The 13,942-nt window shown below is 42.4% G+C and carries 11 protein-coding genes and 1 pseudogene; 3 read left to right on the forward strand and 9 right to left on the reverse strand.

Features of this window, described 5'->3' with window-relative positions; genetic code table 11:
- Nucleotides 1–30: 30 nt before the first annotated feature.
- From vsple_RS20540 to vsple_RS20550, 3 genes and pseudogenes are all read right to left on the reverse strand, one after another.
- Nucleotides 31–1,182 (reverse strand): tyrosine-type recombinase/integrase, encoded by a 1,152-nt coding sequence (locus vsple_RS20540; RefSeq protein WP_261884264.1) that lies wholly within the window; start codon nt 1,180–1,182, stop codon nt 31–33.
- A 139-nt stretch (nt 1,183–1,321) separates the two neighbouring features.
- Complete coding sequence (locus vsple_RS20545) at nt 1,322–1,768, reverse strand: GNAT family N-acetyltransferase (protein ID WP_261884265.1); 447 nt, start codon at nt 1,766–1,768, stop codon at nt 1,322–1,324.
- A gap of 35 nt (nt 1,769–1,803) precedes the next feature.
- Nucleotides 1,804–2,373: pseudogene (locus vsple_RS20550) on the reverse strand (sulfite exporter TauE/SafE family protein); the annotation flags it as partial.
- A gap of 375 nt (nt 2,374–2,748) precedes the next feature.
- On the opposite strand from vsple_RS20550, the gene vsple_RS20555 reads away from it, so the two are divergent.
- Together vsple_RS20555 and vsple_RS20560 are read left to right on the forward strand one after the other, a co-directional pair.
- Nucleotides 2,749–3,726, forward strand: coding sequence for a DUF1852 domain-containing protein (locus tag vsple_RS20555; RefSeq protein ID WP_261884266.1), 978 nt, complete (start codon nt 2,749–2,751; stop codon nt 3,724–3,726).
- An 18-nt stretch (nt 3,727–3,744) separates the two neighbouring features.
- Nucleotides 3,745–4,779, forward strand: coding sequence for a methionine synthase (locus vsple_RS20560; protein ID WP_261884267.1), 1,035 nt, complete (start codon nt 3,745–3,747; stop codon nt 4,777–4,779).
- An 878-nt stretch (nt 4,780–5,657) separates the two neighbouring features.
- Here the strand turns inward: vsple_RS20560 and vsple_RS20565 are convergent.
- Both vsple_RS20565 and vsple_RS20570 read right to left on the reverse strand, forming a co-directional pair.
- Complete coding sequence (locus tag vsple_RS20565) at nt 5,658–6,104, reverse strand: helix-turn-helix domain-containing protein (protein WP_261884268.1); 447 nt, start codon at nt 6,102–6,104, stop codon at nt 5,658–5,660.
- 152 nt (nt 6,105–6,256) lie between these two features.
- Nucleotides 6,257–7,609, reverse strand: a complete 1,353-nt coding sequence (locus vsple_RS20570; protein ID WP_261883140.1) for an ISNCY family transposase — start codon at nt 7,607–7,609, stop codon at nt 6,257–6,259.
- A gap of 552 nt (nt 7,610–8,161) precedes the next feature.
- Here vsple_RS20570 and vsple_RS20575 point away from each other — a divergent pair.
- Nucleotides 8,162–9,193 (forward strand): GlxA family transcriptional regulator, encoded by a 1,032-nt coding sequence (locus tag vsple_RS20575; RefSeq protein WP_261884269.1) that lies wholly within the window; start codon nt 8,162–8,164, stop codon nt 9,191–9,193.
- 28 nt (nt 9,194–9,221) lie between these two features.
- Here the strand turns inward: vsple_RS20575 and vsple_RS22055 are convergent, their stop codons facing one another.
- From vsple_RS22055 to vsple_RS20590, 4 genes are read right to left on the reverse strand one after another with little or no spacing between them, the layout of a single operon-like run.
- Complete coding sequence (locus vsple_RS22055) at nt 9,222–9,323, reverse strand: serine dehydratase beta chain (protein ID WP_420833828.1); 102 nt, start codon at nt 9,321–9,323, stop codon at nt 9,222–9,224.
- 16 nt (nt 9,324–9,339) lie between these two features.
- Nucleotides 9,340–10,206 (reverse strand): formyltetrahydrofolate deformylase, encoded by an 867-nt coding sequence (gene purU, locus vsple_RS20580; RefSeq protein ID WP_261884270.1) that lies wholly within the window; start codon nt 10,204–10,206, stop codon nt 9,340–9,342.
- Between the two features lie 57 nt (nt 10,207–10,263).
- Nucleotides 10,264–10,932 carry a sarcosine oxidase subunit gamma gene (locus vsple_RS20585; protein ID WP_261884271.1) on the reverse strand — a complete coding sequence of 223 codons (669 nt, stop codon included), beginning with the start codon at nt 10,930–10,932 and terminating at the stop codon, nt 10,264–10,266.
- Nucleotides 10,925–13,942 (reverse strand): sarcosine oxidase subunit alpha, encoded by a 3,018-nt coding sequence (locus tag vsple_RS20590; protein WP_261884272.1) that lies wholly within the window; start codon nt 13,940–13,942, stop codon nt 10,925–10,927. The genes vsple_RS20585 and vsple_RS20590 overlap by 8 nt, the downstream gene beginning before the upstream one ends.

The following is a 13,942-nucleotide window of genomic DNA, read 5'->3' on the forward strand; positions in this document are numbered from 1 at the left end:
GTTTTAATTAAAGGTTAAAGGGATTCGTTGTTAACCCTGGAGCATTAGGTTTGGACTGTCTTGGTTGTTCAAACCTCTCAAGTAGCGCAGTACCATTTCATTACTTTTCCAATCACCGAGTTGAATGAGCTGGGTTAAATTTAAACCTGCGTGATAACCATCTTGCAATGCACCGACACGGCTAGAGTGCCCACTCCATATGTTTCTATGCGCCTCTGTTGATGTGACAACGTCACCCAGCTCAGCGAGCAGATCGTGGGCGCGCTGATAAATGCGGTCGATAGTCATGCCCGACATTGGAGTTTGACGATAGCCTGCAGGCCTTGCGCCTTTAACGGTTAACCAACAAAAAATAAAATCGTCTTCATCTAGTGGCTGACAATAGATCTGAATATAGCGTTTTACAATCGCTGAAAATCGTCCTGTTAAACGTTTAGGCTCTGGGCTAATTGTAGTTTTAGAAGTGACACGTTCAATGTTAATGTCGCCATTTTCAAGAAACTTAACGTGCTTTTTGCGTATTTTACCAATCTCACCTTCACGAAGTAGGGTGCCATAGGCGACGGTAAGAACAGCAAGATCTCGATAAGGTATAGCCCGTTTTTCGTTGCCCCATAGATCCATCAACCTCAGCAAATGGTGCTTTCGAAATGGTTTAGCTTGCAGTTCGATAACTTGCGAGCCGGTAATTTCCATTTCATCTTTTGGTAATGATTTAAAGAAGGTGGCAATGGCTGGTAGTTTAGTGACGTCGTCCGTATTCATGATTTTGTGGAACAGACTAAGCTGCGCTCTATATTGCTTAAGCGTGTTAATTTTCACATCGAACTCTAGCTTAAGCGATTTGAACCAAGTCAATAGGACAGGAGCATAGATAGGAAAGCTATAAACGTTTTGATCTTTGCAGTAGTCATCCCATTTACGAACAACGAACGCCAACATCTTTAAAGTATGAATACTCAACCCACCACGGTTTTCTTCGAACTCGTCTAAGTGCTTTCGCACTAAAGGTAATTCAGCCCAATTCGGATCAAAACTCTCATTGAGGTTGGGAAAGTTAAGTTTAAAGCGGCTGAGTTTCTCTTTTTGCTTTTCCCACTGCTGGACTGTTTCTTTATGAGAATGCCCAGGTGACAGCGTAACTTGATTTTGTCGTTGAGTTGGGAAGTTCGAGTTCGTCATAGTACTTATGTTAATAAACAAGTGTGATATAACTGTAATTATATCACACTATTTTATTAGGGTGACGATCGACATAAAAAGCTCCGTCAAACGAGGTGAGTTTCACCTGCTAATTAGACAATGAGCGTTGAGATGATGATCAGAGATTAATATACAGCCTCAGCATGTCTTTATGCTGGATACCATTTTCAAATATTGGGTCTTTGTAATTGATGAGGAAATAGTCTTTAGATACCGAATCAACGCGAAAACCCAATCTTTGGTAATACGTTAATTGATAGCCAAAGGTACCCGTTCCTAGTTCTACGCAAGTGATACCTTTGTTTGGTAACTCTGCAAGCACCGACTTTAAAAGTTTTGTACCGATACCAAGACGTTGGTGACTGGGCAGTACTGAGACATTAAAAATCTCAACAGTGGTAGAAGTGAGTGGTTTTGCAATACAAGCTCCTAGCACTTCTTTATTGTCACAAGCAATAAAGCACCAAGAATCATATAGATACGAGGAAATGCTCGCCTCGGATGGATCCGCTTCTAACAGCAAATCAAAAGGAACCTGGCTAGGTTCGGTTTCTTTAAATTCCAAGAAGAGCTCCTCGTATACAACTAAAACTTAAGGAGCTAATTAAACGCCATGTTTGCGGCCATCACAACCAAAAGCACTGCAAAAATTTTCTTAATCGTTGCAACAGGAAGATGGTTAGTAGCCTTTGCTCCCCATGGTGCAGTGAACCATGACGTCGAAACAATACCAAGCAAGGCTGGCAAGTAAACAAATCCGGCAAAGCCATCATTCAATGAAAAGTAGGGAAGGCCAGAGCTCACGTAACCAACAGACCCAAACAGCGCGATGATAATCCCACATGCCGATGCACAACCGATCGCCTTTTTAACGTTAACAGAAAAGAAAGACAACAAAGGAACCAAAAGAGCACCGCCACCGATACCGATCATCGCAGACAACGCACCAGTAATAGTGGTAAGAACGGCAAGAACGCCTTTATTAGGTAAGGTACGCTCTGGTGCATTGTCGCTTTTGCTACTAAGGAACGTTTTAACCGCGATAAGAAATACACTCACTGCGAAAATGGTTATAACGACTTGGTCTGGCAATTGAGCAGCCATAAAGTCGCTGATCAGTGCGCCCGACGCAACCCCGACCATAATCCAAGGTGCGATGTCCCACGGCACAACACAATATCAGTACTATTTCACTCACCCTTAATCTCCAATTAATTGTTAGGGTTTGCATTCCATATAAAGAAAATCATCAAAACGGATAAAGTAATATAACTGAGTAGCACATCAATGCCACCCTATAACTACATGAATATTTCTCATAATCAATGTGAAGGATTACCACTGTTTTTCGAACCTCGATTCGAGCTATAAAATAGACTCTTCTCTAAATCTAGCGAAACAATTACAGTTATATTGGAATTTGAAGTTATTCATTTATTAAATAGAGCTGTGGTGACTAATGACTGGGACTATAAAAATAATCCAGAAAGCCTAGAGAGAGTAAGGAAATAAGCTTTCAACTCAGGAAATAGGATACCGCTCAACATGACTACTGATTTTAACTTTACGATTAAAAGCATCGGACTCGATGAAAATTACCACCCTTCAGACAGCACGCGTATTACAACCAACTTTGCAAACTTAGCACGTGGTGAAAACCGTCAGAGAAATCTTCGTAACGCATTGAACATGATTAACAACAATTTCAATGCTTTAGCAAACTGGGACAACCCAAATCGAGACCGCTACTCTGTAGAACTGGAGATCGTGTCTGTTGATATCGACATTGAAGGCAACGGCGAAAACTTCCCATCTATCGAAGTATTGAAAACTAACATTGTCGATCACGCAACCAATGAACGCATTGAAGGTATAGTAGGGAATAACTTCTCTTCATACGTACGAGATTACGACTTTAGTGTTTTATTGTTAGAGCATAATAAAGATAAGCCTGGCTTCAGCGTACCTAATAATTTTGGTGAACTGCACGGCAACTTATTCAAATCGTTCATTAAGTCTGACACATACAAAGCGAACTTTAAAAAGCTACCTGTTATCTGCCTAAGCGTATCAGATAATAAAATATACCAACGCACAGACAACCAACACCCAGTTTTAGGTTTCGAATATCAGCCAAATGAATCATCTTTAACTGAGCAATACTTTAAAAAAATGGGCCTAGAAGTGCGTTACTTCATGCCGCCAAATAGTGTTGCTCCTTTGGCGTTCTACTTCTTTGGTGATCTGCTTAATGACTACTCGAACCTAGAACTGATCAGCACCATTAGTACGATGGAAACTTTCCAAAAGATTTATCGCCCAGAAATCTACAATGCGAATGCGGTTGCTGGTAATCGTTACCAACCAAACTTAAAGAACTCAGATCACTCACTTACACAAATCGTGTACGACCGTGAAGAGCGTAGCAAACTGGCGATCAAGCAAGGTAAATTCGCTGAAGAGCACTTTATCAAACCGTTTCAACACACGTTAGACCAATGGTCTGCAAGCTTCGCTGTTTAAGGCTAGGGGATTGTACATATGTCAAAATTACTACCAACTTCTACCGCAGGCAGCCTACCAAAACCTTCATGGCTCGCTGAACCTGAAAAGTTATGGTCACCGTGGAAGTTACAAGGTAATGAATTAGTCGATGGTAAACAAGATGCCTTACGTGTCTCATTACAATCTCAAGAACTTGCTGGCGTCGATATCGTCAGTGACGGTGAGCAAACACGACAACACTTTGTGACGACTTTTATTGAGCACTTGAGTGGCGTTGACTTCGAAAACAGAAAAACCGTTAAAATCCGTGATCGTTACGATGCGAGTGTTCCTACAGTCGTAGGTCCGGTTTCTCGTCAAAAACCTGTTTTTGTTGAAGATGCGAAGTTCTTACGCACTCAGACTAAACAACCGATCAAGTGGGCGCTTCCTGGCCCAATGACGATGATCGACACGCTTTACGATGACCATTACAAAAGCCGTGAAAAGCTAGCGTGGGAGTTCGCTAAAATTCTTAACCAAGAAGCAAAAGAGTTAGAAGCGGCTGGTGTCGACATCATCCAGTTTGACGAGCCGGCGTTTAACGTATTCTTCGATGAAGTTAATGATTGGGGAATAGCATGCTTAGAGCGTGCTATCGAAGGCCTTAAGTGTGAAACTGCAGTTCACATATGTTACGGCTACGGCATCAAAGCAAACACTGACTGGAAGAAAACATTAGGTTCTGAATGGCGCCAATACGAAGAGGTATTTCCTAAGCTGCAGAAGTCGAAGATCGACATCATTTCTCTGGAATGTCACAACTCACATGTTCCAGTAGAACTGCTTGAGCTGATTCGCGGCAAAAAGGTCATGGTCGGTGCAATTGATGTTGCGACCAATGAAATTGAAACGCCAGAAGAAGTCGCAGAGACTCTAAGAACTGCGCTCAAATACGTCGACGCAGATAAGCTTTACCCTTGTACTAACTGTGGTATGGCACCATTATCTCGCACTGTGGCCAATGCTAAGTTAGACGCCTTAAGTGCTGGCGCAGCCATCGTTCGAAAAGAACTTGAAGCTAGTGCTTAATACCAAAACGCTATGATAAACGGGGCTTAAGAAAGTCCCTTTTTTAGTTTGTTTTGAATGAAAGCTTACATATAGACCACAGCGCATTTTAAAATTGCCCCTGAGCAATCCAAACCGGAACCTGAGTCAACTCGCAAATACAAGACTTATACGGTCTTAAACTTCGTTTGGCGCATCATTGGGACGCTGCATCAAAATGCAAATTACCCAACCGAAATTCAATCTGAATTCTGAGCTAGATATTCATTAGAGGGTAGGTGAGAACAGCCAGCTCTCACCCTATCAATTCCCGCATCATGGGGGACACCCCCGACCGCTCGGCCCCAGCCACCCGTCATCCCCCGCTCAAAAATAACATTGTCCACTTGACAATATTATTTTTGAACTATAAATTCAGGCGAAGCCCTTTATAAATTTCTAAAGTTTAGAAGTGTAAAAATTTCTAAATCTTAAAGAAGGGTCTCAAATATTTTTCCTGCTAAAATTGTTTGATTTAATGAGTTTTACTAGAAAAAACATCACCTCTCTGGCCAATTCGTGGCCAATTCGTGGCCAATTCGTGGCCAATTCGTGGCCAATTCGTGGCCAGTTCATGGCCAAATGATGGCCATTCTCTGGCCATCTACAAGCATCCTCACACTCGAATATTATTCGTATTAAACCCTGTAAAATCCAAAATGGCCGTAAAATGGCCGTAAAATGGCCACAAAATGGCCAGTCACTTAACCACTAATTTGTATCGAATGGCTTCAAATTGGTGCAGAACTGCCTGAATCACATGTATAGCTTCAGAAGTAGAAAGTACGTAATATTTTTTGAGCCTTGTCTAAGTACCCAATAACTCACTGGAATATTTATGCTCTAAAATGCATTGATATTCACCTCGTACTTAGTGTAGGTTCGGCTATATTAACCGTTATGGTATTGGCCATAAGATAGATTCTAGGCTTGTGTCTAGAATATGGAGTCCAAAGTCCGTCAGCGATCATCCATTGTCGCAGAGTCTCAAGTGATACCGAGACGTTATGGAGCTCTTGAAGTTTTTCGTGGGCTAGCGTTGGTCCGAAATCAGAATAGTACTGATGAATGAGTTCTAATGCCTGCAGCTTGACGCTTTCATTGACACGATTTGAAGACGGCTTGCCTCGATTTCCATGTGCCAGAGAAGCTGCGCCTTGTTGAATGAAACGAGTAATGAGCCGTTGGAGTTGTCGATAACTTAAACCCAATAACTTTAAAGCATCGCGTCGGCTTAGGTTATGGTGTAAGACATCTTGGATTACCGTCAGTCTTTGTAATTCACGGTCGTTCATAGTAATTAGCATCCTCAAACCTCCAAGGAAATGCAGGACATTTTCACTTGGTAATATTAGGACATTTTCGCTTGGTAATAACATTTTTTGTCAATCCCATTTTAAAATGTCTTCTTTTCTCCCAAGTAGAAATGTCCCTTTATGAGCTAAATAGAGTAGGTGAGTTAGGTTTTACTCCTAGAAGCTTTGAAGGTTTCTGGTGTGATGAGAACTGGGTTTATCGCCCTTAGTTGTTCCTGAAGCGCTCTTTGTTGAGCTCTGCGTTGAGGGGCTTTTTTGCTCCTGGTGCGTTTCTGTTGTCGCTCGAATTCTTCTTGCTGCTGTTGAGCAAACTTTAGGACTTGGCCTAATCGCTTGTTGTCGACAATTTGGGTTTGTTGAACATGCTCAAGCTTATCGAAAATTTTGAATGCCAACTTTCTGTGGCCATACACAATCGCAATGTCTCCGTTGGGATAGTCTAAGACTTTGACATGCTCGTGAACTAAGCGAGTATTTTCTTCATTTGGTTCAATGAGATAAACCACTTTGTCATATTGAAATGTCAGAGATTTAGAGAGCTTACGTATTTCCTGCCAACTGAAAATATCATCGAGTTCCTGCGGGGTTTCGCGCACTTTTCGATGCATGTTTTTCGGATACATTGCCGGCTTAGCAAAGCGTCGATTGAAATCAGCAATGAAGTAGGGAAGCCAAGCATTCGCTTCTTCGATAGTGTTGATTCCTTGTAAGCGCATCTCTTTGACGAGTCGGTCTTGTAGCGTCAAGTTTACTCGCTCAACACGACCTTTAGCTTGAGAGCTGTTCGCACATATCAGTTCAATACCTAACTCTTTTAATACTCGGGCATACTGAGTTTGACCGACTTGTTTTTGCTTTTCCTGATTCACCCGAAAAATCGAATGCTTATCACTGTAGAACGCTACGGGTTTGCCGTGTTCATTAAGATATTCTCTCGTTGTTAGCATGTAATCAAAGGCCGATTCGGTTTCGCTGAACCTTAAGTTCATCAGGCGGCCAGTCGCATCATCGATGAAGACCAGTAAACAACATTTGTCAGCGCGTCCTTCAAACCAATCATGGTGAGAGCCATCAATTTGAACGAGCTCGCCTAAACAATCACGTCGGTAGCGAGGTTGGTAAACTTTAGGCTTGCGTTGCGAATGAGGCGTCCATAAACCATCTGCAATCATCCAACTTCGTAAGGTCTCGTTAGATACTGGAAGGCTATGTAACTCAAACAGTTTTTCTCTAGCAAGCGTTGGAGAAAAATCAGAATAGTGATCACGAATCAGTTTTAAAACTGTGTCTCGGTAGTCACTGGGATAGCGGTTATTACTTGGCTTACCTCGAGCTTGGTGAGTCAATCCTACAGCACCGAATTCTCTCAGGCGATTCATAAGCCTTTGAACTTGGCGAACACTCAAACCAAGAATGTCTGCCGCGTCGACTCGTCGGATCCTACGATCGCAAACATCTTGGATTACTTTAAAACGATTGATATCAGAATCATTCATAGTCACTAGCATCTTAAACGCATCCTTAGCTGGTTGTAAGCAAAGCTTAGTGACTACGAGCTAAAGAGACATTTTAACTTTGGTAAATAGTGACATTACAACTTTGCGCCTACATTTTTGGTGCGTATTAGATACATTATGTTAAATTAACTGTTTTACTTCTTCTGTTCATAAAGTCCTTTAGATAAACCAGCCTCCTGCGTATTTCGAAAACTTTAATTTAAGTACGCTCAGTTTTCTAACTTTTTCAGATTTAACAATAATTAGATTTACCATAAAATAGATAATAACCATAAATGTTGTTGTTCTGCGAATGCCAAGCATTCTTGTTCAACAACATTTTTAGGTATTACATAATTATCAGTCAAAAATTCATCTAGTCACGAAATTCCGATTTTTCTGTGTTCAGCACCAACAATAAGTCTAGATAGCTTGTTAATAGAAGTTCATCAACTTGCCAAATAGATAAAGATATGTGTTTGAATATCAGACTATTAATGATAATTTTTCATTTATACTTTTCAACCTTCAAGATAAAAAGCGATCATTAAAATGCAACCGACCTTTTATTCTGACAAACAAGGAAAATCAACCCTATTGCCTCTAAAAATTGGATTTATCCTACAACCTCATTTCTCCTTAATGGCATTTACTGCTGCAGTGGATACTCTCATCACAGCCAATCTTGTGCATGATACAGAGATATTTCAAATTCAAACTTTTGGAATCGACTCACGTAAAGTACTCAGTGATATAAATATTGATATTGCCACAGATGCGACTGTATCGTCGCTAACCCTGCGAAATAGACGTGAATTAGACTGGTTCTTCGTTTGTGGTGGATTCCGTTGTGATACGCAATTTTCTCAACAACTGACAGATTGCCTAACATCAGCTAAAAATCAAAACATTAACTTGGGGAGTATTTGGAATGGAAGTATAGCATTGGCACATGCTGGAGCTATAGATCTTGAAACGACTTCAGCTGTACACCCCAATAGTCATAAGCTGATGAAGGAGCAATTTCCAGAGATAAAGCTTTCCATGCATACATATGAAGTTAATAAGTCTAATGCTAGTTGCGCTGGGCCGAATAGCGCGATGGAGATGATGCTTGAAATAATAAAGATCAAGTTTGATAACAACTTAGTCCGAGCAATCAGAGAGATTTTAAGTTGTGACCAAGCATCAGAGGGAAGGCAAGAAATTATTCATAGTGTACAAAATAATAGTGCGCATATTCATGAAGAGAACCACCCAATACCTTTACGAGAAGCTATTTCATTAATGCAGTCAAATATTGAAGAGCCTCTAACTCCAGAAGATATCGCTCAGTACCTAAATATGTCTAGAAGACAGCTAGAGCGGCTTTTCCAAACATATTTAGATACTTCACCTTCACGATACTATCTTAAATTACGCTTGCTATTTGCACACATGGAATTAGAGAAAAATAGAGATTCTATTATTCAAGTTGGACTCAGCTGTGGATTTGTGAGTAGCAGCCACTTTAGTAGCTGCTTCAAGGGTCATTTTGGGTATACTCCAACACAACTACGACAAAATTTAAACAAATCGTCTTGATTGACCCAGTTAACATTAATCGCCAAGATTAGGCCAACATCATACTTAGATTATGATTATATAAACTGACCTCTTGCGAACTGGAAGGCCCTACACCAACTTTGAATAGATCAAAAACACTGATGGACATCTATCACCTCTCTCCGCTAATGGCTTAAAACAATAGTACGAGACCCGGATAAAAATACCCGTTTTTCAATGTGATACTTGACAGCATTAAACAAAGTAATACGTTCGATGTCCTGACCTTTGGCAATTAAATCCTCAGGGTAATGTGTGTGCCCCACTTCTTGAATACCTTGAGAGATGATTGGCCCTTCGTCCAAGTCATTATTGACATAGTGAGCGGTTGCTCCAACCATCTTGACCCCTTTTTCCCAAGCTTGGTGATACGGGCGAGCGCCTTTAAAACCAGGCAACAATGAGTGGTGAATATTAATCGCACGGCCACTTAAACGTTCGCAGAGCCAGGGAGAAAGAATCTGCATATAGCGAGCTAACACAACGAGTTCGATATTGTAGTGATCGAGCAAGCGAACAATTTCAGCTTCCTGCTCTGGTTTCGTTTCTGGAGTGATAGGTAAATGGTGGTAAGGTATACCATGCCACTTTGCCAGCTCTTCTAGATCCGGGTGATTTGAAATGATCACTGGCACTTCAACATTCAATTGACCAGTACGATAGCGGTAAAGTAAATCGTTCAAGCAGTGATCATACTTCGAGACCAAAATAGCCATGCGCATACGATGACCTGAAGCCGTAAGATTCCACTCCATTGAGAAATCTCTCGCTCTTACGCCAAACTCGGAGTCAAACTGCAGTGGATCAAAATCAGGCAGTGCTGGTGTAAACTCAATACGAATAAAGAACTGCCCTGTCGCTCTATCGTCAAACGATTGAATTTCGTTAATATAATGTCCTGCATTCGCTAAATAACGCGTTACGACGTCGACAGTGCCACTTTTACTCGGACAATGAGCAGTAAGAATCCAAGTTTGAATTGAATTATCCATAGTTTCCTCTACTGATATGAGAGCCGGTATATCCTATACCGGCTTTATGAGTTGACTTTATTTCGCAATGCGCAAGCCAAACTCTAGGCTTGCATCTTGAATCCACAACCATATGTAGTCAGCAAAACTACGTCGAACAACCAACTCAAACTTATTTACGTCAATTCGACGAATGATAGCGCCACTTTTTGCAAATACTGTTGATACAACTTTACCTACAGGGAACTCATCTAAATGAAGATCAATAGGGGTAGATTTCTTAAGAACATCGACAGCATGTAAACCAGATAGCTCTAGAATTGTTGACCCGCCACTGCCATTTACCAATGAGTAATGACCTTTGACTTGTTCCCGAAAAGCAGACTCAACGTCGAATGCCGCCAACCCTGGTACAGTAATTAACCATTCATCTGGGGATATCCAGCGTGCCGCATACTCCCCCTTTTCCGTTGAAGTTAATGGTTCAAACGGCAGTGGAAAACCAAGTATTGAAGAGACTGCTTCCACTATCTGTTTATCTTCAGGGTTACATCGTAACGTTAGGTGCCCAACGAGCTTTATCTCTTTTAGAATCACCCCTTCTCGATCTGCTGGCATACTCGCTAATTTTTCAAGCTCCACATGATGCAAAGGAGACTCACCAAAGATTTCACCACTCGGAACCTGGTTCATCAAGTCGACCAAAACCTCTTTTTTTTCTTCTCTTATCAGTGTCTTATCATGCATTCTGGCGCTCTCCTTTTGGATCCAAAAACACAGTACTACAAATTTCAGCTTCTATTACGCGACCATCCGCTTGTGGGTAATAGATCTTTTCTCCCATGCGATCAAGTCCGCCTTTCACAAAGCCCATTGCGATACTCCTACTTAGGTTTTCGCTCCAGTAACTAGAAGTAACATGTCCAACCATAGGCACCGGAATCGGCGCATTTGGATCAAGTACACCTTGTGAGCCTTCAGGAATGACAACATTAGGGTCAATCGTTTTTAAGCCGACCAACTGTTTACGATTTGATTTGACACAATCTTCACGTGCCATACCGCGTTTGCCGATAAAGCTAAATGGTTTTTTGTTTGCCACACACCATCCCATACCTAAATCATAAGGATGAACGCTTCCATCGGTATCTTGACCTGCAATGATAAAGCCTTTCTCTGCTCGTAATATATGCATCGTTTCGGTACCGTAAGGTGTGATGTCATATTTCGCGCCGTGTTCAATCAACTTTTTCCAAACGTATAGCCCATAGTTCGCCTGTACGTTAATTTCGAATGAAAGCTCGCCAGTAAATGAGATACGGAAAATACGTGCTGGTACACCGGCTACTGTCGCTTGTTTCCAGTCCATGAACGCAAAATTTTCTTTGCTTAAGTCACAGTCCGTTAGCTCTTGAAGCAGATTACGACTGTTCGGCCCTGAGATTGTTGCGGTTGCCCAGTGGTCGGTCACGGAGGTAAAATACACTTCCAGTTCTGGCCATTCTGTTTGATGGTATAGTTCTAACCACTCAAGTACGTGAGCCGCACCACCGGTCGTCGTCGTCATTAGGAAGTGGTTTTCACCAAGACAAGACGTGACGCCATCATCAAACACCATACCATCTTCGCCACACATCAAACCGTAGCGACATTTCCCGACTGGTAATTTTGCCCACGCATTACTGTAGATCCGCCCTAAAAATTCTCGAGCATCTTTACCCTGAATATCTATCTTTCCAAGCGTCGAAGCATCAAGAATACCGACCGAATTACGAACAGCCAGACACTCACGGTTTAGAGTCTCTTGCATCGTTTCTGAGCCTCTTGGGAAGTACCACGGACGCTTCCACTGGCCAACATCTTCAAATTTTGCACCATTTTCAAGATGCCACTGGTGCATAGCTGTATATCGTTTAGGGTCGAATAATTCTTTGCAATTGCGCCCTGCGATCGCACCAAAAGTAACAGGCGTGTAGTTAGGACGGAAAATTGTCGTTCCCGTTTCAGGAATTGACTTGTTAAGCGCTTTCGCTGCGATGGCCATTCCATTGATGTTACCTAGCTTACCTTGGTCAGTACCAAAGCCTAAAGCCGTATAACGTTTAACATGTTCTATAGACTCAAAACCTTCTCGACACGCAAGTTCAATACCCGCGGCCGTAACATCATTTTGAAAATCAACAAACTGTTTTGGTGCGCGTGAAGTTTTTTTAGGATGAGGGATGTGGAAAATGGCCATAGGTTTAGCAAACTGCACTTCATCCGTTTTTGGCAAATGCACATCGACAGCACTCAAACCTAATTCTTGAATCGCCTTGTTTCCAGCCTCAATACCTTCCTTTAGTGCGCCTTGAGTCGTGAACGTGCCATTAATGGCGCCTGTTACTAATTGTTTCTGCTTTGTGTCGCCCGGAACAAAGCCAATCACGCTTTCATCCCATACAGGGCGACTTCCCGTATGACAAGATAAGTGGACAGCCGGACTGAATCCTCCAGAAGTGGCAATCGTATCCACTTGCAGAGTTTCGCCCGATTTATCTACTGCATTACCGCTTGCATCAAGCTTGTGAATTCGGACTCCGGTGACACGCTTATTGCCCATAGCTTCAACGACTGCTGAGCCTTTGATGATACGGATTCCTCTATCGGCAACTTGTTGAATCAAAGCACTATCTGCATTAGCACGAGTGTCAACAACTGCGCTGACTTTTCGACCTGAAGCGTGCCAATCGAGTGCCGTTTGATACCCACTGTCATTGGCTGTCATTACAACTAGGTTTTCACCTGGAACCACCGAGTAACGATTAATATAAGTGGATACTGCGCTGCAAAGCATACAGCCTGGCAGATCATTATTACCAAATACTAACGGACGCTCGTGAGCTCCCGTAGCAAGCACAACCCACTTAGCTCGCACTCGATGTAAACGTTGACGTGCAGTATTACTAGGCGCAATATCCATAAGATGATCCGTACAGCGTTCGTGTATGGTCAAGAAGTTGTGGTCGTGGTAGCCATTGACGGTTGAACGTGGCAATAACATTACGTTAGGGAAACTTTCAAGTTCTTTAACTACCTCAGCGACCCACTCTACCCCTTCACGACCATCAACCTGAGCTTTGGAGCTAAGTATGTCGCCGCCCATCTCACTTTGCTCATCCGCAAGAATCACACGAGCCCCACCACGTGCCGCGGTTAGCGCAGCCATTAAACCAGCGGGACCTGCACCTACTACAAGCACATCGCAGTGCTGATTAATATTTTCGTAGCGATCAGGATCGCTGTCCAATGGTGAACGCCCTAACCCAGCCGCGCGACGGATGAACTTTTCATAGGTTTCCCACATCGATTTTGGCTGCATGAAGGTCTTGTAATAGAAACCTGGAGGCATCACACCACTTCCGACCTTACCAACCAGCCCCATTACGTCTTTCTCTACGTTTGGCCAACCGTTTGTCGATTGACACACCAAACCGTCGTATAAATCTTGCTGTGTAGCTCGGATATTTGGTACCTGAGTCGCCTCAGTTGCTCCGAGTTGGAATATCGCGTTAGGCTCCTCTGCACCTGCGGCAATAATGCCGCGAGGACGGCTATACTTAAAGCTACGACCAATAACGTCTACTCCATTTGCCAGCAACGCAGAAGCCAAGGTGTCACCGGCATAACCCTTGTATGACTTGCCATTGAATTCAAAACTGATTGACTTTGATTGATCAACTCGGCTTCGCGATGAAATTCGATTTATTTGTTTCAC

The organism is Vibrio pelagius (genome assembly GCF_024347575.1).
Classification (GTDB): Bacteria; Pseudomonadota; Gammaproteobacteria; order Enterobacterales; family Vibrionaceae; genus Vibrio; species Vibrio pelagius.

Excerpts from the sequence above, each read along its gene's own strand:
- vsple_RS20540 (WP_261884264.1), bottom strand. The coding sequence starts at position 1,182 with ATGACGAACTCGAACTTCCCAACTCAACGACAAAATCAAGTTACGCTG.
- vsple_RS20555 (WP_261884266.1), top strand. The coding sequence starts at position 2,749 with ATGACTACTGATTTTAACTTTACGATTAAAAGCATCGGACTCGATGAA.
- vsple_RS20560 (WP_261884267.1), top strand. The coding sequence starts at position 3,745 with ATGTCAAAATTACTACCAACTTCTACCGCAGGCAGCCTACCAAAACCT.
- vsple_RS20565 (WP_261884268.1), bottom strand. The coding sequence starts at position 6,104 with ATGCTAATTACTATGAACGACCGTGAATTACAAAGACTGACGGTAATC.
- vsple_RS20570 (WP_261883140.1), bottom strand. The coding sequence starts at position 7,609 with ATGAATGATTCTGATATCAATCGTTTTAAAGTAATCCAAGATGTTTGC.
- vsple_RS20575 (WP_261884269.1), top strand. The coding sequence starts at position 8,162 with ATGCAACCGACCTTTTATTCTGACAAACAAGGAAAATCAACCCTATTG.
- vsple_RS22055 (WP_420833828.1), bottom strand. The coding sequence starts at position 9,323 with ATGTCCATCAGTGTTTTTGATCTATTCAAAGTTGGTGTAGGGCCTTCC.
- purU (WP_261884270.1), bottom strand. The coding sequence starts at position 10,206 with ATGGATAATTCAATTCAAACTTGGATTCTTACTGCTCATTGTCCGAGT.
- vsple_RS20585 (WP_261884271.1), bottom strand. The coding sequence starts at position 10,932 with ATGCATGATAAGACACTGATAAGAGAAGAAAAAAAAGAGGTTTTGGTC.